Here is a 20631-nt window from a genome sequence, read left to right as displayed (position 1 = left end):
CGAGGCTCGCCATGGCGACCCACATCCTGGTGGTCGATCAACCCGAATTCTGGACCGGCAAACTCCCCGAGGGGGGGGTGGTCGCTTCACGCGAATACCTGACCGGCCTGCCCAAACGGGGCAAAAACGGCGACGGTCGGGGCGTCCGGGTCATCAACATGTGCCGCGGCTACCGCTATCTGAGCACCGGCTACTACACCTCGTTGCTGGCCGAGGCGCGGGGGCATCGGGTCATCCCCTCGGTGCGCACGATTCAGGATCTGTCGCGCAAGTCGATCTACGGGCTTGAAACCGAGGACCTCGACGCCCTGTTGCAAAAACGGATGGCCAAGATCGCGCCCGGGCTCACCGTCACCGCGCTGGAGCTCTACATCCATTTCGGCCACTGCCGCATGCCCCCCCTGGGGGATCTGGCCCGGCAGATCTTCGAGACCTTTCCGGTCCCCTGCTTGAAGGTCGAATTCAAGTTGCAGGGCAAGTGGCGCATCGCCTCGATCAAACCCCAAGCCCCCGCCCTGATGCCCGAAGACGAACTGCCCCATTTTTTGGAGGCGGTGCACGGTTACATGGCCAGCCGCTGGCAACCCAAACGGGCCAGCCAGCCCCCCCGCTACGATTTGGCCATATTGCGCGACCCCACCGAGAAGATGCCCCCCTCCGACGAGATGGCTCTTAAGCGTTTCATCAAAGCGGGCAAAGGGTTGGGGATCGAGGTCGAGCTGATCGACCGTTCCGATTACGCCCGACTGGCCGAATTCGATGCCTTGTTCATCCGCGAAACCACCGCCATCGACCACCACACCTACCGTTTTGCCAAGAAGGCGCAAAGCGAGGACATGGTGGTGATGGACGACCCCGACTCGATCCTCAAATGCACCAACAAGGTCTTCCTGGCCGAGCTGCTGGCCGCCAACAAGGTGCCGACCCCCCGCACCCTGATCGTGCACAAACACAATCTGGAGACCATCGAGGCACAGATCCCCTATCCGGTGGTGCTCAAGATCCCCGACGGCGCCTTCTCGCGGGGGGTCTTCAAAGCCGAAAATCGGATCCAGCTCAACGAGATCGTCGCCAAGCTGTTCAAGGAATCGGATCTGATCCTGGCCCAGGAGTATCTCTACACCCCCTTCGACTGGCGGGTCGGGGTGCTCAATCGCCAGCCGATCTACGTGTCGAAGTACCTGATGACCCGGGGGCATTGGCAGATTTACGAACATGGTCCGGGGGGACAGGCCAAATCGGGAGGATTCGAAACCATCGCGCTGGAGGATGCCCCTCCCGAGGTGGTTAAGGTGGCGCTGGCCGCCGCCAATCTGATCGGCGACGGTCTCTACGGGGTCGATCTGAAACAGAGCGCGCGGGGGGTGGTGGTCATCGAGGTCAACGACAACCCCAGCATCGACAGCGGCGTCGAGGATGTGGTCGCCAAAGAGGGGCTCTACAAGGCGATCATGGGGGAGTTTTTGCGGCGGTTGGAGCTACGGCACGGGCGCTGACGCTAAGGAAGCGCTGATTGAATCGCGCTTCCGAGCGACCCAAGGATGGGCCGCTAAAATGGAGCGCTGTCGTAGGAGGCGACCCCGTCGCCGAAGCTGTCGTAGGAGGCGACCTAAGTCGCCGAAGCGCTGCTGATTTTACAAGCCAAGCAAAAACCATCGCCGCCTCATGGCGCCTACTTTTGGTTTTTGCCAAGCGTGCCGATTCAAGGCAGCTGCCCTGGTTTGTGGCGGTAATGGCTTGAATCGGCGCTTTTTCCTTACCCCTGTGTGGTGCCGGTTGTCCCTTTCAGGGGGAGGGGAAGGTCGAGGAAAACGCTCAATCCTCCTGCGCTGCGATTCTCCGCCTTGATCGTTCCCCCATGCCGACTCATGGCCTGCTGGGCGATGGCCAATCCCAGTCCGTATCCCCCCCCTTCACGATCACGCGCCTCTCCCACCCGAACGAAGGGGTCGAAGATGTGCTCCATCATCGCCTGCGGAACGCCCGGTCCCGCATCGCATACCTCAATGGTGGCGTGGGTGGGGGCGTGGGTGAGGGTGACCTCGACGGTGGTGCCGGGGGGGGTGTGGCGGATGGCGTTGCGCACCACGTTTTCTACCGCCCGGCGCAGCAGCTCCTCGCTGCCTTGGAGGGTCAGCTTGGGACAGGCCAGCAGATGGACGCCCCGCGCATTGGCCCGCGCCTCGAAATCGGTGTCGGCGACGATCTCTTGAAGGAGTTGGTGGAGTTTGACCTCGTCGTCCATGGGGATGGCCGCATCCTTTTCATTCTGGCGGGCGACATCCAGAACCTGATCGATCAAGGATCCTAGCCGTTCGATCTCCCGATCAATCCGATCGAATTCGGCGCTCGCCTCCGGGGCTTGGCGTTGGGCCAACGCCGAGGCGACCTGCATGCGCGCCAAAGGGGAGCGCAGTTCGTGGGAGACGTCGACCAACAGCCGTTTCTTGGCATCGAGCAGCGATTGCAGCCGTTCGGCCATATGGTCGAATTCTCTTCCGAGTGCGGCGATTTCATCTTGGCGATGGGATAGATCGGGGGAGACCCGGACGCTCAGATCGCCCTCGGAAAGGCGACGGGTCGCTTGGCTGAGCTGTTTAATCGGTTTGGCGAGGTACCAAGCCAGCCAGAAGCACACCAGGGCACTGATGGCGATTGCCGTCAACACCTGGAGTGTCTGGATCATGGGCGTGGTAGGGTCGGGCGCCCGTTCTCGGTGGCTGATTTCTCGCCAGCGCTCCATTTCTCTGAATTCGGCCATGGTGCGAGGCAAAGGGGCGACGACGAGCAGTCGGACGCCGTCGGGCATCGTCACGTCGGCCAGTCCGGAGCGGGGCTGGGTTTCCCTGAGGCCGGGATCGGTGGCGTAGCGGGCCACCTCTTCTAAAACCGGGTGGCCCAGGATGTCTTCCCCCTGCGGGTTCAAAACCAACATGGGGAAGGGGTGGCGGTCGTAGTGATGCAGGTAGCGCAGCGCCTCCTTGCGCCCACCATAGGCGAGAATGGCGGCGACCCGCTCGGCGCGGGCATCGGCGATTCCTTCGACGAAGGGGGGAGCGATCTCCTCGGCGACCAGCTGTTCGTACACGACCGAAACGCCCCAGGCGACGCCACCGCCGACCAGCAGCATGGCGGCCCAGAACCAGAGGAAGATCTTCCAGAACAGACGACCCATCAGTCACTCAGGGCCAATTGATAGCCGACGCCGCGCACCGTCAAGATGCGAGGGTAATGAACCTGATCGGGATCGAGTTTGCGGCGCAGATTGCTCAGATGCATGTCGATGGAACGGTCATAGCGACCCAATTTGCGGCCAAGACCCTCCTCCGAAAGGATCTCTTTGCGCACCACCTGCCCCTTATGACGAACCAGAACCTCAAGCAGGCTATATTCGGTGCTGGTCAGCTCGATCTCGTCCCCCTCGACCTCGACCCGGCGAGCGGCGGGGAAGAGGACCAGACGACCGGCCTCCAACGCCCCCTCAACCCCGCTCTGGGGTTTGGTGCGGCGCAATACCGCCCGCAATCGGGCGGTGAGTTCACGGGGATTGAAGGGTTTGGGCAGGTAATCGTCGGCGCCGATCTCCAGGCCCACGATGCGGTCGATCTCGTCACCACGGGCGGTGAGCATCAAGACCGGAATCTGGGAGCTGGCGCGGATACGCTTGAGCGCCTCCATTCCCCCCAGCTTGGGCATCATCACGTCCAGGATCACCGCGTCACAGGCACCTTCAAGGGCCTGCTGGGCGCCGCTTTCCCCATCGAAGGCCAGCGCCACCTCGAACCCCTCCCCCCCCAGGTAATCCTGAAGCATCTCGGCCAATTCCCGGTCGTCGTCCACGATCAAAACCCGCGACATCGCACCCTCCTGCGTCGATTTTTAAAAAAAGCCATTGTGCCCCCTAGCGGGGGCGGGCGCCGAGCGGCTTTACAGGCGCTCACAAAACCTGGGTGGGTTTCGCCCTGCATGAAACACCGGGGCCATTGTGCCCATCGGGGCCGGTTTTGTGCAGCGCGCTGCTCAGAGCGGCCACCACTGCGCCAACCCCGCCACCGAATCGATCACCCCGTCAGGCTTGATCGCGTGTCCCTCAACAACATCGACCCGGTATTTCCCGGTTTTGACCAAAACCCCTTTTAATCCCGAGGCTTGAGCCCCCCCTACATCGGCCTCGATGTCGTCGCCCACCATCACAGTGGCGGCGGGATCGACGCCCAAGGCGTGGCAGGCCTCCCAAAAGAAGGCGGACGAGGGTTTGCCCAGGATCGTGGCGCTCGTCCGGGTGGCGTATTCCACCGCCGCGACGAATCCCCCCAGGCTCATCTCCATCCCCTGCGGGGTGTTCCACATCCGGTTCTTGTGCAGCGCCACCAGTTCGGTGCCGTTCATCACCCAGGTGAAGATCCGTTGCAGGTCGCCCCCGTCGTAGAGCCGCCCCATTTTGCCCATGACCACCACCTCGGGGCGGACCTCGTCCACCGTCACCGCCTCGAAATCGGGGCGCAGTTCGGGATGCAGAAACAGGGCGGCGCGGCGAGAGCCGATGTGGGCCACCGTCAGGCTGGCGGGGGTGAAAATGCGCTCGACCGGCGCAGGCAACCCCAAGGCGGTCAGTTCGCGGCTCAATCCGGCGGCGGTGCGGGTGGTGGTGTTGGTGACAAAGGCGACCTCGACCCCCAGGACGATCAGCTCATGAACCGCTTCGAGCGCGCCGGAGATGGGGTCTTTGCCGTGGAGGAGGGTGCCGTCGATGTCGAGCAGGCAGTGGGTGGGACGGCGATTGGGGGTCAAGCATGCCCCCCTTGCAGATGCAGCCCCACCACCCCGGCGACGATCAGGGCGATGGAGACCCCTTTGGCCAGGGTTGCTGGTTCTTTGAAATAAAGGATCCCGAGCAGGGCGATCACCGCAGTGCCGACTCCGGCCCAAATGGCATAGGCAACCGAGACCTCGATCTTTTTGAGCGCCAGCCCCAGGGCGGCGATGGAGACGACATAGCAGATCGCCATCGCCACGGTGGGGGTGGTCTTGGTGAAGCCTTCAGAGAGCTTCATGGCGGTGGTGCCGCCGACCTCCAGCACGATGGCAATGGCGAGGTAGAGCCAGGCATTCATGGGGTGCTCCCTGGTTTAAATGCAGCGAATGAGCGCCTCCATTGCGAGCGCGGGATGGGTTGAAAAGGTACCACTGGCGATACCATCCCGGCCGCGGCATGGAAGAAAGAAGGATGAGAGGCCCGTTCCGGGCCGATGGGTTTTCGGTTGAGAGGGTAAGACATCGCGGCGATGTGTCCTGCAACGCGCCCAAAATGAGCGGACGCCCCCTCCACGCAACCCGTGTGCCCTATGGAGAGGCACTTGGTGGGCGTCATTTCGGGTTGCGCCGACGCAGCCCCGGAACGACGCCGAAGGTGTGAACGCCGGTCATCTTGCCAACACCGCTTCCAGCATCGACCCCAGCAGCCGGATCTCCCCCGCGCTGACGGTCAGCGCCGGCATGAAGCGCAAGGCGTTGGGCCGGGGGGCGTTGAGCAGCAATCCTGCCTCCCGCGCTGCCGCCACAATGGCCGGAGCGTCGCGGTTGCCGGTGTCGAGAGCCAGCAGCAATCCCCGCCCTCGCACCGCGCCCAACCCGAAGTTGGCCGAGACCCCCTCCAGGGTTTGCCGCAGCAGCGCCCCCTTGGCCCGCACCCCCTCCATGAAGCCGGGCGCCAGCAGGGTTTGCAGCACCGCCACCCCGGCGGCGCAGGTCAGGGCGTTGCCGCTGTAGGTCCCCCCCTGATCGCCGGGGGCGAAGCAGCTGACCGCCTTGGTCGCCAGCAATGCCGCCAACGGCACCCCGCCGCCGATCCCTTTGCCGAGGGTCATGATGTCGGGCTGCACTCCGTAGCCTTGATGGGCGAAAAGATCGCCGCAGCGCCCCATGCCGGTCTGCACCTCGTCGGCAATGAGCAGGGCATGGCGTTCATGGGTCAACCGACGCAGCCCCTGCATGAACGCGACCGTCGCCGGAATCACCCCCCCCTCCCCCTGCACCGGCTCCAGCATCACCGCCACCACCGACTCGTCCAACGCCCGTTCGACCGCCGCCAGATCGTTGAAAGGGAGCTTGATGAATCCGGGGATGTGGGGGGTGAAGAGCTGCTCCCAGCCCGGTTTGCCCGAGGCTGCCATGGTGGCGAGCGTCCGGCCATGAAAGCCGCTCTCAAAGGTGATGATCCGGTGGGCGCCCCCCTTGTGCAGCGTCCCCCACTTGCGAGCCAGCTTGATCGCCCCCTCGTTGGCTTCGGCCCCCGAGCTGGCGAAAAAGACGTGATCGAAGCCCGAATGGTCGGTCAGCAGTCCGGCGAGTTTGAGCATGGCGGGGTTGTAGAAGCCGGGGCTGGGATTGAGCAGGGTTGCCGCCTGGGTTTGCAGCGCCTGGACGACCGCCGGGTGGCAGTGGCCCAGGGCGTTGACCGCCCAACCCTGAATGAAATCAAGGTAACGCTTGCCGCTCTCGTCCCAGAGCCAGGAACCCTCCCCCTTGGCAAAGACGATCTCGGGCCGCACAGCGGTGGGCATGATGGGTGAAAACCGGGGCGAGGATGAGGGTTGGGACATGGGTGCCTCCTGGCCTGGATCACAATGGCAGCGGGGTGATCCAGGCCATCCCCCGCGCCAACAAAAAAACCGCAAACCCGGTGGGATCTGCGGTTTCTTCAAGGCGGGTGGATGGGGGTTTTGCCCTATCCGATCACGACCTCGCGTGCAGATCCATCGACCGCCCGACGACGTCGGGTGGCAGCGGCTGCGGCTCGTTTGAGGGAGAGGTTCGTGAACATGGCGCGGGAGTATGGGAAGGGGGCGCCCTTCGTCAAGGGGGCGCCCCGATCACTCAGACCTTGGGCTTGATGAATGGAAACATCCGATGCCAGATCGGGTGGCCAGCGATGTGGTGCGTGATCGCCCCGCCAACATGAAGCAGCAAAAAGAGCATGATGAGCGGCTCGCCCACCTCGTGCCCCTCGGCGATCACCTCCAGCCAACCCTTGGGCTCGCTCGCCCCCTCGGGCAGGAAGGTGAAGAGGATCCCCCCCGTCATCCCCATCCAGGTGAAGGTGGCAATACCGAGAAACTGCACCAGTCCCGCCAAACCACCGTGGGAGGGACGGTCGGGGGTGATGCGACGCAGCAGCTTGCCGATGTCTTCGGCGGTTTCGAGCAGGCGCGCCTTGGCCAGGGGAAACCAGAACGAAAAACGCTGCGTCTCGGGGCCGATGAAGCCCCAAAGAATGCGGGTGAGCACCACCGCCCCGGTGAGCAGGCCGCTCATCTCGTGGATCTCGAACAGCAGGGATTCCCCCCCCTCAGGCATGGCATCGGCTACCGCCCCGCCGTGCTCGTGCTCCTCCTCCTCATGCTCTTCATCGCCGATCAGGCCGGTGAAAAAGGCGGTCAGGCCAAAGACCATCATGCCCAGATGGAGGATGCGGGTGATCGGGTCGTGGGTGGTGGGCACCATAAGGACTCCTGGTTTTTGGGGGAGATCAAACCGGCGCTAAGGTAAGGAATTGCGGGCGGGCGGGCAATGTGGGGGAGCATCCAGTGCGCACCCGGCAAGTCATCATCCGAACGGAGCGGGGAATGGGGCGCTATTGCGTCAACGCTTGGATCTGTTGTACCGCGTAAAAAGTGACCTATCTCTCACCCGTCATGGGAAGATCTCAAAAAAGGGGTATGATCGGCGCCGATTTATCCCCTGACTTCGCCAAAACAAGCATAAATTCACCCACTTGTACCGTTTTTTAGAGACCCCCCCATGACCGCCACCCGTTACACCATCGAATTCCAACCCCGCATTCCCGAACGACTCTCCCGCCTGAGCGATCTGGCCTCCAATCTGTGGTACAGCTGGGATGCCAGTTGCCGTTCGCTGTTCGTGCAACTCGACGTCAATCTGTGGCGCAAGGTGGGGCACAACCCCAAGGTTTTTCTGCGCCGCATCGACCAGAAGCGGCTTGAAGAGGCGGCCAACGATCCGGCTTTCATGCAGGTCTACAAACGGGTGATCTCCGCCTTCGACGCCTACATGAACAGCGAAATCAAAGGGGAGGGGGCCGAGCTGCTCGACCCGGACGAGCAACTGGTTGCCTACTTTTCGGCCGAGTTCGGCTTCCACGAATCGCTGCCCATCTACTCCGGCGGCCTCGGCATTCTGGCGGGGGACCACTGCAAATCGGCCTCCGATCTCGATCTGCCCTTCGTCGGCGTGGGGTTGATGTACCGGCAGGGTTATTTCTTCCAGACCATCGACGGCAAGGGCAACCAGGTCGCCCACTACGCCGACTCCAAATTCGAGGATTTGCCGGTCACCCGGGTCGTCAACCAGGACGGCTCCCCCCTGAGCATCCCGGTCAACATCGGCCTGCGGATGGTGAAACTCTGGGTTTGGAAGGCTCAGGTCGGCCACATCGAGCTCTACCTGATCGACTCCGACCATCCCGACAACTCCGCCGAAGACCGCGACATCACCCACCGCCTCTATGGCGGCGATCTGCGCACCCGTTTGCAACAGGAGATCTGCCTGGGGGTCGGCGGGGTGCGGGTACTGCGGGCGCTGGGCAAACAACCCACCGCTTGGCACGTCAACGAGGGGCATCCCGCCTTTTTGATCCTGGAGCGGGTGCGCGAAAAGGTGAAGGCGGGGATCGACTTTGCCGCCGCTTGGGAGGCGGTCGCCGGTTCGACCGTCTTCACCACCCACACCCCGGTCCCAGCGGGACACGACGTCTTCCCCATGGAAATGATGGAAGAAAAGCTCGGCTGGATACGCTATGAAATGGGGTTGAACACCGAGCAGTTTGCTGAACTGGGGCGCAAGCCGAGCGAGCCGGGCCGTTTCAACATGACCGCCCTGGGGCTGCGCGGCTCGAACTTCCATAACGGGGTGTCGAAGATTCACGGGGAGGTTGCCTCGCAAATGGAGGCCGACCTGTGGCCCGAGGTGACCCCCGAAGAAAACCCCATCGACCACATCACCAATGGGGTGCACATGGGAACCTGGCTCGCCCGGGCCTGGCGCGACTCCTTCGATACCTACTTGGGGGGCGACTGGGTCAGCAAACTGACCCAACCCGGCTATTGGTCGCGGCTCGACGACATCCCCAACTACCTGTTCTGGTCGATCCACCAAAGCCTGAAGTCGAACATGCTGCATTACCTGCGTCAGCGGGCGCGGGAGCAGCTCATCCGCAACGGTTGCAGCGCCCCCCACGCCGAGACCTACCTTGACCACCTCGATCCGCTCAACGCCAACGTGCTGACCGTCGGCTTTGCCCGCCGCTTTGCCACCTACAAGCGGGCGACCCTGCTTTTCAGCGATCTGGACCGGCTCGACCGGCTGGTCAACGGGGTGGATGAAAAGAGTCATCGCCCGGTGGTCTTTCTGTTTGCCGGCAAGGCCCACCCCGCCGACGGACTGGGGCAGGATCTGATCCGCCGCATCCACGAGGTCTCCAAGATGGAGCGCTTCCGGGGCAAGATCCTGCTGCTCGAAGGGTACGACATGGCGCTGGCCCGTTACCTGCTGATCGGCTGCGACGTCTGGTTGAACAACCCCCGCTTCCCTCTGGAGGCATCGGGAACCTCGGGGCAGAAGGCGGCGATGAACGGGGTGGTCAATTGCTCGATCCTCGATGGCTGGTGGGGCGAGGGGTACGAGGGAGACAACGGCTGGGCGATCCACCCCCACACCGATGAAGAGGAGGCCGACGAACTCTACGAGCTGTTCGAGCAGGAGATCGTCCCCCTCTACTACGCTCGCAACGGCCACGGTTTCTCTGAGGGTTGGGTGAAAAAGGCCAAGCGGGCGATGATCAGCGCCCTGCCCCGCTTCAACGCCCACCGCATGGTGCTCGACTACGCCACTAAGTTTTACGCCCCCGCCTCTGAGCTGGGGCAGTTGCTGCACGAGGATGGACTGACCAAAGCCCAGGAGCGGGCACAGTGGAAGCAGCGCGTTCGGGCCGCCTGGCCCCACGTGGCGCTGCACCGCATCGACGCCCCCGACCTGGCTCAACCCTTCGACGAAGCACTTGAAATCGAGGTCGACGCGGTTTTGCCCGAACTCGGTCCCAAAGATGTGGTGGTCGAATGCCTGCTCTTTAAGAACGGCGACGACAAACCGACCCGCACCGTCCCCCTGGTGCCCGAACTTGAAGGGGAGCCCGGTTTCGTCTTTCGGTTCCAAGCCACCGTCCATGCCCCGACCTGCGGTCTGTTCTCCTACCAAATCCGCATGCGCCCCTACCACCCCCTGCTGGCCCATCCCAACGAGTTGGGACTGATGGTTTGGCTCTGAACGGTCCGGCACGGCGGGGATTTCTACCCCGCCGCATCGTTTCGGGGGGTCAGGCCGGGGTTGATCGGGCCGCCCTCGACGTGGCGCTGGCCCTCGGATTCGAGGTGGGGGGCTGGTGTCCCGCCGGCCGCAAGGCGGTCGACGGCCCCATCGACCCCCGTTATCCCCTGACCGAAACCCCCTCCCCCGGCTACCGGCAACGTACCGGCTGGAACGTGCGCGACAGCGACGCCACCTTGATTTTAACCTTGGGGGCGCTGCGCGGCGGCAGCGCTTTAACCCGATCGCTGGCCCTCCAACAGGGCAAGCCTTGCCTGGTGGTCGATTTAAAGGACGAAGGGGGACTCGCGGTGGCCCGCGCTTGGCTGGCGCAGATCGGACCCGAAAGCCTCAATGTGGCGGGGCCAAGGGAGAGCGGAGAAAACCCTGTGGGGGAGAACGCGCGGGAATGGCTGGAGGGGTTGTTGGGTCGGTAGGGCTGAAGGTACCCACTTGCCCCCCCAATCGCGGCGAGGGCGCCGCTCCTACAACAGACTTGGAAGGATTGGGGCTAAACCCACTTGTCCCCTCAATCGCAGCCAGGTGGCCGCTCCCCCACCTGGGCCGTGTGATACCAACGTTCGAAGCGCTCCGCCCCAACCTCCCCCTCATTGGGTGCCCAGGCGGCGAAATCCTTGTCGCTGGCCGCCGCGTAGGGCCCCTGCTTGAGCTCGAAAACCACAGTGTTCGGTTCCAGCGCCGCCACGGTGTGCCAGGCCCCGATGGGGACCTCGACCCCCCGGTTGCCCCCCTCCGCGTCGAGTTCGATCCGCTCGGTCACCACCCCTGCTTCGTCGAAACACAGCACCACCATCCGCCCGCTCAGGCAGAGGAAGAATTCCCACTTCTCGGGGTTGAGATGACGGTGGGGGCGCACGTAGCTGCCCGGTTGCAGGGCGTTGAAGAAACGCTGCACCGGATCTTCGAGCGTCGGATGGAGATTCAAGTTGGCCCGCCTCCTGGCGGACGCTGCCGCTTTTTGGCTCAAGGTTTCGATCTCGTCGGTCGACACGATGCGGATTCGGGGTTGATCCCCCATCTTGACCTCCCACAATGGCGCCCCAGAACAAACACCGCACAGAGGGACGCGCTCGGCCGCGTCCGGGCCACGACGCCCCTTGTCGATTCCGACCATCGCCTTATCGATTGAAATTCCCTTTTCACCCCAACCAGGAGCAAAAAAGCCCATGAGCATCGACGCCCACAGCGAAACCCTCTCGTTCCAAGCCGAGGTCAAGCAACTGCTCGACCTGATGATCCACTCGCTGTACTCCAACCGCGAAATCTTCCTGCGCGAGCTGGTTTCGAACGCCTCGGACGCCTGCGACAAACTGCGTTTCGAGGGGCTTTCGGACGACGCCCTGTTCGAGGCCGACCCGAACCTGGCGATCACCGTCACCGCCGACAAGGATGCCCGCACCGTCACCATCCGCGACAACGGTATCGGCATGAGCCGCCAAGAGGTGATCGACAACGTCGGTACCATCGCCAAGTCGGGGACCAAACAGTTCATGAGCGCCCTGACCGGCGACCAGGCCAAGGATGCCCATCTGATCGGCCAGTTCGGGGTCGGCTTTTATTCCGCCTTCATCGTCGCCGACAAGGTCACCCTGACCACCCGCCGCGCCGGACTCACCCCCGAGCACGGGGTACGCTGGGTCTCGGCAGGAGACGGTCAGTTCACCCTCGAAACCGTCGAGCGACCCCAGCGGGGGACCGAGGTGGTGCTGCATCTGCGTCAGGGGGAGGAGTTCGATTCCTTCCTTGAGGACTGGACGATCAAATCGACCATCCGCAAATACTCCGACCACATCACCTTCCCGATTCAAATGCCGATCGCCCATGGCGACAACGCCGGCGAACTGGAGAAGGTCAACGCCGCCTCGGCGTTGTGGACCCAGCCCAAAGAGGGGATCACCCCCGAGGAGTACGACTCGTTTTACGAGCACGTCGCCCACGACTTCGAGCCCCCCCTGGCTCACATCCACGCCACCCTGGAGGGGCGCCAGGAATACACGGTGCTGCTCTACCTGCCCAAGCGCGCCCCCTTCGATCTGTGGGATCGGGAGCAAAAACACGGGGTGAAGCTGTTTGTGAAGCGGGTCTTCATCATGGAGGCGACCGAAGAACTGATGCCCCGCTACCTACGTTTCGTGCGCGGGGTGATCGATTCGAGCGACCTGCCGCTCAACGTCTCGCGTGAGATTTTGCAACAAAACCCCCTGCTCGATGCGATCAAGAAGGGGGCGGTCAAGAAGGTGCTCGACCTGCTCAAGGATCTGGCCAAAGACAAGCCGGAGGATTTTGCGACCTTCTGGAAGACCTTCGGGGTGGTGCTCAAAGAGGGGGTGATCGAGGACCGCACCAACCAAGAGCGCATCGCCAAGCTGCTGCGTTTTAACTCCACCGCCCACACCGAGGAGCAAACCGTCGCCCTGGCCGACTACGTCGAACGCATGAAAGAGGGGCAGAAGGCGATTTATTACATCACCGCCGAAAACCCGGCCGCAGCCGCCAAGTCGCCCCACCTGGAGATCTTCCGCAAGAAGGGGATCGAGGTGCTGCTGCTGACCGACCGCATCGACGAGTGGCTGGTCGAGCACCTGACCGAATTCGACGACAAGCCGCTGGTTTCGGTTGCCAAAGGCAATCTCGACCTGGGCGATCTCGAAACCGAAGAGGAGAAGGAGCAGCACAAGCAGGAGGAGGAGCAAGCGGCCGACCTGACCGCCAGGATTGGCGAGATTCTGGGCGAAAAGGTGGAGAAGGTGCGCATCACCCACCGCCTGACCGACTCCCCCGCCTGTTTGGTCGCCCCCGAGGGGGGGATGAGCGGACAGCTGGAGCGGATCATGAAGGAGATGGGGCAGAACATCCCGACCACCGCCCCGATTCTTGAGATCAATCCCCACCACCCGGTGGTGGAGCGGCTCAAATCCAGCGAGGGGGAGACCGCCGCCGATCTGGCTTGGCTGCTGCTCGATCAGGCGCTGCTCGCCGAGGGGGGCAAACTGGCCGATCCGGGGGCGTTTGTGGCGCGGCTGAATCGGATGCTGGCGGGCTGAGTTAAAATCGGACAAGTCCGACGGGTCTGACCTGTCGGACTTGTCCGATCAACAACACCCCACCGAGTAGGGTGGATAAGCGCAGCACGTCCACCAAACCGCAGTTCCACCACCCCCGCCGCCCCGCTGGCTTTCACAGCAAAAGGCTTCGCGGACAGGAGTCCGCTCCCACAGCCCACCCAACCTCCGTCGCAACGTTTTGTTGCATGAATCTGTTTTTTGAAACGTTTTGTTGCACGGCAGAACGTTTTATTGCACCTTGCCGCCCCTTGGAACGATTGATTGCGCTAAGGGGATTACCCATGGCCAACCTTGGCTACGCCTGGCTGCAAGAACACCTCGCCCTGCCCCGCCTGCCCCTGCACCACACCTCCCGCCTGGGCACCCGCCTGAAAAGCGAAACCCTGCCCGACGGACGACACATCGACGAATACCCGGCTCAATACCAGCCGGGCGACGATCCCATCGCCCATTTGGTCTTTGCCCTCAAGTACGACGGCATTGATTTGGCGGTGCTCCAGCAGGTTTTTCAGGCGCTGGACCCCACCGAGGTTGCCGCCGCCATCGACCGCCAGCCCAACAGCAAGTACCTACGCCAAATCGGCTTTTTGTACGAGTTTTTGCTGGGACGAACGCTGCCGGTCGCCGCCACCATCGGAGGGCGGTACCTTCCTTTGCTCGACCCCCAGATTTACGTGGTTGGTCCCGTGGATATCGGGTGGGTCACGCGGCGTGATCCCCGCTGGAAGATCGACAACAACCTGCTCGGTACCCCCGAGTACTGCCCCATCGTGCGGCGCACCTCGGCCCTGGCCGAACGGATGGCCCGCGACCCGCGCCCCCGCATCGAATCCTTGATCGCCGATTTCCCCCCCGCCCTGTTTCAACGGGCCAACGATTACCTGTATTTAAAGGAGACCCGCTCCTCCTACGGCATCGAGCACGAAACCCCGGCGCCGCAACGGGCCGAGCGCTTCGTCGAATTGCTGCGCAGCGCGGGCGACGAGCCGTTCGAAACCCTGATGGAAGAGGCGACCCTGACAACCCTGCAAGGGGCCATCGTCGATCCCCGCTACGCCCAAGCGGGGTTTCGCTCCTGGCAGAACTACGTGGGGCAAACCCGGCCCGGTTACAGCTCAAGCCAAATCCTCCACTACGTCTGCCCCCCGCCGGAGTTGGTCCCGAGTCTGATGCGGGGGCTGGCGCGTTGCGCCCAAACCGGCCAGGGGATCCACCCCATCGTCCATGCCACCGTGGTCGCCTTCGGCTTTGTCTTCATCCACCCCTTCGAGGATGGCAACGGGCGGCTGCACCGCTTTTTGATTCACGATTTTCTACGGCGTGGCGGGGTTGCCCCCGCCGGGGTGATGCTGCCGGTGTCGGCCGCCATGTTGCGCCGCATGGGTGACTACGACGCCGCCCTGGAGGCGTACTCCGCCCCCTTAGCCCCCCTGCTGCGCACCACCCTGGACGACGAGGCGCGGCTGACGATCAACAACCCGCAAGAGGTCGAGGGGTACTACCGCTACCCCGACCTGACCCGGCAAGCCGAGTACCTGTGCGACACCGTGGCCTACGCAGTAGAGGAGGACCTTGCCGAAGAGCTGCGCTTTTTGGCGGGGTACGACAATGCACGGCGGGCTATGCAAGAGGTGGTCGACATGCCCGACCGGCGGCTGGAGCTGTTCATCCAGTTGCTGCATCAAAACGGGGGCAAACTCTCGAACAGCAAGCGGGGGACGTTTCAAGAATTGAGCGCCGCCGAGATCGCCGCCCTGGAGGAGGCCTATGTCGCAGCGTTCGGCGCAAATGCCCCCTGAGATCCCCACCACCCCCCGCTGGCGCCGCCGCCTGCGCGAGTTGCGCCGCTTGGTCTTGCTCTACGGCGCCTGGCCGACCCTGCGCTATCTGACCCGGCTGGTTTGGCTGCGGCTGACCCAGATCGAAACGACCATCCCCACCCCCCCACCCCCCCGGCTCGATTTCGACGAGCGGCTCGGGGTGACGACCGAGGGAATCATTGAAACCACCGAACTCGACACGGTCGGGGCGGGGTGGATCCACAGCTTCGGCTACGAGGCGACCCCCCTGAGCAACCTGGCCCCTTTGCTCGACGGCCTCGATCTCGATTTTGGCGCCACCACCTTCCTCGACCTGGGCGCGGGTAAGGGACGGATGCTGATCCTGGCGCTGCCGCTCGGTTTCAAGCGGATCGTCGGGGTCGAGATTGCCCCCTCGCTGGTCGAGATTGCCCAACACAACCTGGCGGCGCTCTCCCCCCCGACTACCCCCGGCAGACCCCGGTCGAGCTGCTCTGCGCCGACGCGACCCGCACCCCCCTCCCCGACGGCCCGTTGCTGATCTATCTCTTCAACCCCTTCAACGCGATCGCCATGAAGAAGGTGGTCGACCGGGTGGCCGCCTCGTTTGCCGCCCAGCCCCGGCGCATCGTCGTCCTCTACCACACCCCCGCTTTTTTCGACCTCTGGGAGGGGCTCGATTTTCTCGATCTGCACCGCGAGGAGGACAGCGACCCCTACAACCCCTACGTGGTGTTCGATACCCGACCCGAGGCGCTACCCTCTTAATTTGGTCATCCAGCTGCGTCACTGCGGTCATCCCCTGGTGTTGTTTCCCCGTCAGGATGGCGCCCGCATTTCCCTGCCCACCACCGCCAGGGAGCGGAGCCATGAACATCCTGATGATCACCGACGTCTTCCACCCCCGGATCAACGGGGTCTCGACCTCGATCCTCACCTTTGCCACCGAGCTGCGCCGCCAGGGACACCACGTCACCCTGCTCGCCCCCGATTACGGCGCCCCCAGCGGCGACGAAACCGGCATCGTCCGCCTCCCCGCCCGGGTGGTCTGGCTCGACCCCGAGGATCGCCTCTTCAAGCGTCACTCGGCCAAACAGGTAGCGGCGCGGTTGGGGGATGCCCGCTTCGACCTGATCCACATCCACACCCCGTTTGCGGCGCACCGTATGGGGCTGCGACTGGCTCATCATCTCGGAATCCCCACCGTGGCCACCTACCACACCTTCTTCGAGGAATACCTCTTTCACTACCTGAAATTTTTGCCCAGAAACTGGCTGCGCCGTCTGGCGCGGGTGGTGTCGCGGCGGCAATGCAATGCCCTGGACAACGTGGTCGTTCCCTCCCAAGCCATGCGCAAGCGGCTCACCCAATACGGGGTCACCACCCCCATGACCCTGCTGCCCACCGGGATCGACCTGAACAAATTGCAGGGTGGGGATGGCGCCCGCTTTCGGCAAAGCCGGGGGATCGCCCTGGATCGCCCGGTGCTGGTCCACATCGGGCGGATGGCCTTCGAGAAGAACATCGGTTTCTTGCTGGAGATGCTGGCCGAGGTGCGCCGCGCCATCCCCGAGGTGTTGTTGATTTTGGCCGGAGAGGGACCGGCGCTGGCGGCGTTGAAAACCCAGGTTCGGGCGCTGGGTCTGGAAGACAACGTCCACTTCGAGGGATACCTGCGTGATCGTCTGGAACTGCTGGATTGTTACTGCTCGGGCGACCTGTTCGTCTTCGCCTCGCGCACCGAAACCCAGGGGCTGGTGCTGCTGGAGGCGATGGCTCAAGGGGTACCGGTGGTCTCGACGGCGGTGATGGGAACCTGCGACATCGTGTTGCCAGGCCGCGGCGCCCTGGCTGCCCCCGATCAACCCCACGGCTTTGCCGAAGCGGTGGAGCGGCTGCTGCGCGAGCCGGCCTTGCGCAAGGTCATGGGGGAGGAGGGCAAGCGGTTCGCCCAGGAGTGGAGCGCCGAGGCGATGGCCAGCCGCATGGCGCAGCTCTACGGCGAGGTCTGCGCCGTGCGCCGCCGGGAGGGGGTGGTGGAGCTGGCGCAGGAGCAGGCGTAGGGCTTGGATCGGGGTGGAACGTGGGAACGGCTGCATTCCCGCTCACCCTTGTATGTTGCCGAGGTACGATGTAGAGCCTTGGCCTGACCGTAGGAGCGGACCTAAGCCCGCGAACCGACATTGCCTCAAGCGGATCGCTTGGCGCCCAACGGATCGCGCCGAGGGCGGCGCTCCTACCAGATGCGGGTGGAGCCTTGGCCCCTGACCGTAGGAGCGGACCTAAGTCCGCGAACCGACGTTGCCTCACGCGGATCGCTTGGCGCCCAACGGATCGCGCCGAGGGCGGCGCTCCTACCGGATGCGGGTGGAGCCTTGGCCCCTGACCGTAGGAGCGGACCTAAGTCCGCGAACCGACGTTGCCTCAAGCGGATCGCTTGGCGCCCAACGGATCGCGCCGAGGGCGGCGCTCCTACCGGATGCGGGTGGAGCCTTGGTTTGTCCGTAGGAGCGGACCCCGTCCGCGAACCGGTGGGCCAAGGGTTGCATCTAGGTATGGACGTTCGCGGCCAGGAACCCCGCGTCATCCTTCGGCGACGGGGCCGCCTCCGACCCGCGCTAGGTCGCACCGCTCCAACCCCTCCCCATGCCCCGATGGGAAACGCATGGATCGACCCGAGGACTCCGCCCCTCAAGCCGCAACCTCCACCTCAACCGCCACCGCAGGCCCCTCCTCCCCCTTGAGCGCCATGGTTTCGTCCGACCAGTGGATCAACTCCAGATACCCGTCGGGCCGTTCCACCAACGCGGTGCAGCTCTCGACCCAATCGCCCAGATTGCAGTAGAGAATCCCTTCGATCTTGCGGATTTCGGCCCGGTGGATGTGGCCGCAAATGACCCCATCGACCCCCTGCTGCGTCGCCGCCCGCGCCACCGCCCCCTCGAAACTGCTGACGTACTGCACCGCGTTTTTCACCCGCCCCTTGATGTAGGCCGACAGCGACCAGTACGAAAAACCCATCTTGCGCCGGGCGACGTTGAACCAGCGGTTGAGGTAGAGCAGCCAGTCGTAGGCGCGGTTGCCCAGCTTGGCCAGCCAGGGGCTGCACTTGACCACCGAGTCGAACTCGTCGCCGTGCAAAATCAAGAACCTGCGCCCGTCGGCGGTGGTGTGGATCGCTTGCTCGCGCAGCTCGACGTTGCCGAAGACGAGCCCCGCATGGTCGCGTAGCAACTCGTCGTGGTTGCCGGGGATGTAGACGATCTTGGTCCCCCGCTTGGCCTTGCCGAGCAGGGTGCGGATGACATTGTTGTGGGGCTGAGGCCAATAAAGCCGCCGTTTCATCTCCCACAGATCGACGATGTCGCCGACCAGGTAGATCGTCTCGGCGTGGGTTTTTTTGAGGAAGTCATGCAGAAAATCGGCCCGACACCCCCGAAAGCCGAGGTGAACGTCGGAGAGCCAGATGGTGCGGAACCGCTGCTTGGGCTGGGCTGAAATAACGGTCTCCTCCCTATGAAAACTTTTGGATTCAGAGGAATGGAAACCGATGGGTGTGGCTGGATCGTGACCGGGGGGGTTATGGGAGGATGATCGAGGGCTGCCGGTACACAGGGCTTGCCCGCAGGTTGCTCTGGATTGAGAACCCTCTTGTTTTCCCGTTAGGGAAAATATTGCTTGCCCCCATGGTGCGCCGCACCTATGTTTCCCGAACGGGAATATTCCAAGGGGGGTTCTATGTCAGCGTCGGGTTCTTTACCGTACGGGAGCATTTCTTCCATGGCGGAGATCGGCCAATTGATCCGAGCCCATCGCAAGGGGCAGGGGGCCACCCAGGCCGACTTTGCCGCTTTGTGCGGCGTGGGGGTGCGCTTCATCTCGGAGCTGGAGAACGGCAAACCAACCGTTGAAGCCGGCAAGGTGCTCCATGTGTTGCATTGCCTGGGGCTGGAATTGACGCTCCAACCCCGGCGTTGGAGTGGTGGAGGGAGCGCCTCGTGACGACCTCCCTGATCGTTTTTCTGGGATCGCAACCGGTCGGCGGGTTGAGTCTGATCGTGCGCGGCGGGATGACCTTCCGCTACAGTCCCGACTGGCTGGCCGACCCCGGCGCCTATCCCCTGTCGTTGTCGCTGCCGCTGCAAACAGCCCCTTTCGACGACCTCGCCACCCGGCCCTTCTTCGCCAACCTGCTCCCCGAAGCCCAGATCCGTCAGGTTATTGCCGCCAAGCTGGGGATCTCCCAAGGCAACGATTTCGCTTTGCTGGAGGCGTTGGGGGGGGAGTGCGCCGGGGCGGTGCGTTTGCTCCCCGAAGGGGTGGAGGAGGTGGCCGACTACGGTGATCGACCCCTCGGCCCCGCCGAACTCGACGCACTGATTCGCGAGCTCCCCCGTCGTCCGATGCTGGCGGGCGAACGGGGCATCCGGCTTTCGTTGGCGGGGGTGCAAAACAAGCTGCCGGTACGGTTCGATGCCGCCACCCAAACCGTCTCGCTTCCCGGCGGGCAGACCCCCAGCCTGCACATCCTCAAACCTCCGCTGCCCCATTTTCCCGATTCGGTCGCCAACGAAGCCTTTTGCATGACCCTGGCCCGTCGCTTGGGATTGCCGGTTCCCGAGGTCGCGATCCTGCGCCAAGAGGTCGATCTCTATTTGGTGACCCGGTACGACCGCGAAACGCTGCCCGACGGCGTCGTGCGGCGATTGCATCAAGAGGATTTTTGCCAGGCGTTGGGGGTACTGCCCGACCAAAAGTACGAAATCGAGGGTGGGCCGGGGTTGGCCGACTGCTTCGCCCTGATCCGCAGGGCCAGCCAGACCCCCATCGCCGACCTCAAGGTGCTGCTGGAATGGACGGCATTCAACCTCTTGATCGGCAACGCCGACGGCCACGGCAAGAATCTGTCGCTGTTGTACCGGCCAACCGGGGTGGTCCTGGCCCCCTTCTACGACCTGATGAGCACAGCGGTATACCCCGAGTTGAGCGACAAGATGGCGATGAAGATCGGCGGCGAGGCTCGCCCCGACTGGATCATGCCCTGGCATTGGGATCGGTTGGCCGAAGCCATCGGGGTCAAGCCGCGCATGGTGCGGGGTACCTTGCAAGCGTTGGCGACCAGGATCGTTCCCGAATCGACCGCCTTGGCCGAGGCCTTTGCCGAGCCATACGGACCGAGCCGGGCGATCACCGACATCGTGGGGATCGTCGCATCCAGGGCTCGCAAAACCCTGGATCTGCTGGCCTCGGCCCAGCCTTGAGTCGAAGAGGTGGCGGTCCGCGCCCCATGCGGCAATGTTGACCCGACCCACCAAGGGGGGGTTATGTACCCCACGACCATGACGCCCCCTACCTCATCTCCCGAA

The 20631-nt window shown here is 63.7% G+C and carries 18 protein-coding genes; 10 read left to right on the top strand and 8 right to left on the bottom strand.

Annotated features, from left to right (window positions below; all coding sequences use genetic code 11):
• The first annotated feature begins 11 nt into the window (after positions 1 to 11).
• Positions 12 to 1496 (top strand): carboxylate--amine ligase, encoded by a 1485-nt coding sequence (locus AUJ55_03520; protein ID OIO59490.1) that lies wholly within the window; start codon positions 12 to 14, stop codon positions 1494 to 1496.
• 260 nt (positions 1497 to 1756) lie between these two features.
• Here AUJ55_03520 and AUJ55_03515 read toward each other — a convergent pair whose 3' ends face one another.
• The 6 genes from AUJ55_03515 to AUJ55_03490 form a co-directional block, all read right to left on the bottom strand.
• The gene (locus AUJ55_03515) at positions 1757 to 3178 is read right to left on the bottom strand and encodes a hypothetical protein (protein ID OIO59489.1); all 1422 of its coding nucleotides are present in this window, start codon (positions 3176 to 3178) and stop codon (positions 1757 to 1759) included.
• Positions 3175 to 3858, bottom strand: coding sequence for a DNA-binding response regulator (locus tag AUJ55_03510; GenBank protein OIO59488.1), 684 nt, complete (start codon positions 3856 to 3858; stop codon positions 3175 to 3177). The genes AUJ55_03515 and AUJ55_03510 overlap by 4 nt, the downstream gene beginning before the upstream one ends.
• A 162-nt stretch (positions 3859 to 4020) precedes the next feature.
• Positions 4021 to 4791, bottom strand: a complete 771-nt coding sequence (locus AUJ55_03505) for a hypothetical protein (protein ID OIO59487.1) — start codon at positions 4789 to 4791, stop codon at positions 4021 to 4023.
• On the bottom strand, positions 4788 to 5114 hold the full coding sequence (locus AUJ55_03500; protein OIO59486.1) for a hypothetical protein: 327 nt from the start codon (positions 5112 to 5114) through the stop codon (positions 4788 to 4790). Before AUJ55_03500 ends, AUJ55_03505 begins: the two co-directional genes overlap by 4 nt.
• A gap of 309 nt (positions 5115 to 5423) precedes the next feature.
• Positions 5424 to 6602: an acetylornithine transaminase gene (locus AUJ55_03495; protein OIO59485.1), complete on the bottom strand. Its 1179-nt coding sequence runs from the start codon at positions 6600 to 6602 to the stop codon at positions 5424 to 5426.
• A gap of 274 nt (positions 6603 to 6876) precedes the next feature.
• On the bottom strand, positions 6877 to 7503 hold the full coding sequence (locus AUJ55_03490; GenBank protein ID OIO59484.1) for a hypothetical protein: 627 nt from the start codon (positions 7501 to 7503) through the stop codon (positions 6877 to 6879).
• 297 nt (positions 7504 to 7800) lie between these two features.
• On the opposite strand from AUJ55_03490, the gene AUJ55_03485 reads away from it, so the two are divergent.
• Both AUJ55_03485 and AUJ55_03480 read left to right on the top strand, forming a co-directional pair.
• A complete protein-coding gene (locus AUJ55_03485) occupies positions 7801 to 10341 on the top strand; it encodes an alpha-glucan phosphorylase (GenBank protein OIO59483.1) in 2541 nt (846 codons plus the stop codon).
• Positions 10338 to 10817, top strand: a complete 480-nt coding sequence (locus AUJ55_03480; protein OIO59523.1) for a hypothetical protein — start codon at positions 10338 to 10340, stop codon at positions 10815 to 10817. The genes AUJ55_03485 and AUJ55_03480 overlap by 4 nt, the downstream gene beginning before the upstream one ends.
• 92 nt (positions 10818 to 10909) lie before the next feature.
• Here AUJ55_03480 and AUJ55_03475 read toward each other — a convergent pair whose 3' ends face one another.
• The gene (locus AUJ55_03475; GenBank protein ID OIO59522.1) at positions 10910 to 11419 is read right to left on the bottom strand and encodes a hypothetical protein; all 510 of its coding nucleotides are present in this window, start codon (positions 11417 to 11419) and stop codon (positions 10910 to 10912) included.
• 148 nt (positions 11420 to 11567) lie between these two features.
• Here AUJ55_03475 and AUJ55_03470 point away from each other — a divergent pair, with 148 nt between their 5' ends.
• From AUJ55_03470 to AUJ55_03450, 5 genes are all read left to right on the top strand, one after another.
• A complete protein-coding gene (locus tag AUJ55_03470) occupies positions 11568 to 13445 on the top strand; it encodes a molecular chaperone HtpG (GenBank protein ID OIO59482.1) in 1878 nt (625 codons plus the stop codon).
• A 359-nt stretch (positions 13446 to 13804) separates the two neighbouring features.
• Positions 13805 to 15265, top strand: coding sequence for a hypothetical protein (locus tag AUJ55_03465; GenBank protein ID OIO59521.1), 1461 nt, complete (start codon positions 13805 to 13807; stop codon positions 15263 to 15265).
• On the top strand, positions 15234 to 15806 hold the full coding sequence (locus tag AUJ55_03460; protein OIO59481.1) for a hypothetical protein: 573 nt from the start codon (positions 15234 to 15236) through the stop codon (positions 15804 to 15806). The genes AUJ55_03465 and AUJ55_03460 overlap by 32 nt, the downstream gene beginning before the upstream one ends.
• Positions 15800 to 16033 (top strand): hypothetical protein, encoded by a 234-nt coding sequence (locus AUJ55_03455; GenBank protein OIO59480.1) that lies wholly within the window; start codon positions 15800 to 15802, stop codon positions 16031 to 16033. The genes AUJ55_03460 and AUJ55_03455 overlap by 7 nt, the downstream gene beginning before the upstream one ends.
• Positions 16034 to 16134: 101 nt before the next feature.
• On the top strand, positions 16135 to 17328 hold the full coding sequence (locus tag AUJ55_03450) for a glycosyl transferase family 1 (protein OIO59479.1): 1194 nt from the start codon (positions 16135 to 16137) through the stop codon (positions 17326 to 17328).
• Between the two features lie 628 nt (positions 17329 to 17956).
• On the opposite strand, the gene AUJ55_03445 is transcribed toward AUJ55_03450, so the two are convergent.
• Entirely contained in the window at positions 17957 to 18766 is an 810-nt protein-coding gene (locus AUJ55_03445) for a UDP-2,3-diacylglucosamine hydrolase (GenBank protein OIO59478.1), read from the bottom strand.
• A 237-nt stretch (positions 18767 to 19003) separates the two neighbouring features.
• On the opposite strand from AUJ55_03445, the gene AUJ55_03440 reads away from it, so the two are divergent.
• Positions 19004 to 19267 (top strand): transcriptional regulator, encoded by a 264-nt coding sequence (locus tag AUJ55_03440; GenBank protein ID OIO59477.1) that lies wholly within the window; start codon positions 19004 to 19006, stop codon positions 19265 to 19267.
• A complete protein-coding gene (locus AUJ55_03435; GenBank protein ID OIO59476.1) occupies positions 19264 to 20526 on the top strand; it encodes a hypothetical protein in 1263 nt (420 codons plus the stop codon). The genes AUJ55_03440 and AUJ55_03435 overlap by 4 nt, the downstream gene beginning before the upstream one ends.
• The last annotated feature ends 105 nt before the right edge of the window (positions 20527 to 20631 follow it).

Source organism: Proteobacteria bacterium CG1_02_64_396, from assembly GCA_001872725.1.
In the GTDB taxonomy this organism is placed as follows: Bacteria; Pseudomonadota; MNWR01; order CG1-02-64-396; family CG1-02-64-396; genus CG1-02-64-396.
This window is presented reverse-complemented; position numbering and strand designations above follow the sequence as displayed.

Excerpts from the sequence above, each read along its gene's own strand:
- AUJ55_03520 (OIO59490.1), top strand. The coding sequence starts at position 12 with ATGGCGACCCACATCCTGGTGGTCGATCAACCCGAATTCTGGACCGGC.
- AUJ55_03510 (OIO59488.1), bottom strand. The coding sequence starts at position 3,858 with ATGTCGCGGGTTTTGATCGTGGACGACGACCGGGAATTGGCCGAGATG.
- AUJ55_03500 (OIO59486.1), bottom strand. The coding sequence starts at position 5,114 with ATGAATGCCTGGCTCTACCTCGCCATTGCCATCGTGCTGGAGGTCGGC.
- AUJ55_03495 (OIO59485.1), bottom strand. The coding sequence starts at position 6,602 with ATGTCCCAACCCTCATCCTCGCCCCGGTTTTCACCCATCATGCCCACC.
- AUJ55_03490 (OIO59484.1), bottom strand. The coding sequence starts at position 7,503 with ATGGTGCCCACCACCCACGACCCGATCACCCGCATCCTCCATCTGGGC.
- AUJ55_03485 (OIO59483.1), top strand. The coding sequence starts at position 7,801 with ATGACCGCCACCCGTTACACCATCGAATTCCAACCCCGCATTCCCGAA.
- AUJ55_03475 (OIO59522.1), bottom strand. The coding sequence starts at position 11,419 with ATGGGGGATCAACCCCGAATCCGCATCGTGTCGACCGACGAGATCGAA.
- AUJ55_03470 (OIO59482.1), top strand. The coding sequence starts at position 11,568 with ATGAGCATCGACGCCCACAGCGAAACCCTCTCGTTCCAAGCCGAGGTC.
- AUJ55_03460 (OIO59481.1), top strand. The coding sequence starts at position 15,234 with ATGTCGCAGCGTTCGGCGCAAATGCCCCCTGAGATCCCCACCACCCCC.
- AUJ55_03450 (OIO59479.1), top strand. The coding sequence starts at position 16,135 with ATGAACATCCTGATGATCACCGACGTCTTCCACCCCCGGATCAACGGG.
- AUJ55_03440 (OIO59477.1), top strand. The coding sequence starts at position 19,004 with ATGTCAGCGTCGGGTTCTTTACCGTACGGGAGCATTTCTTCCATGGCG.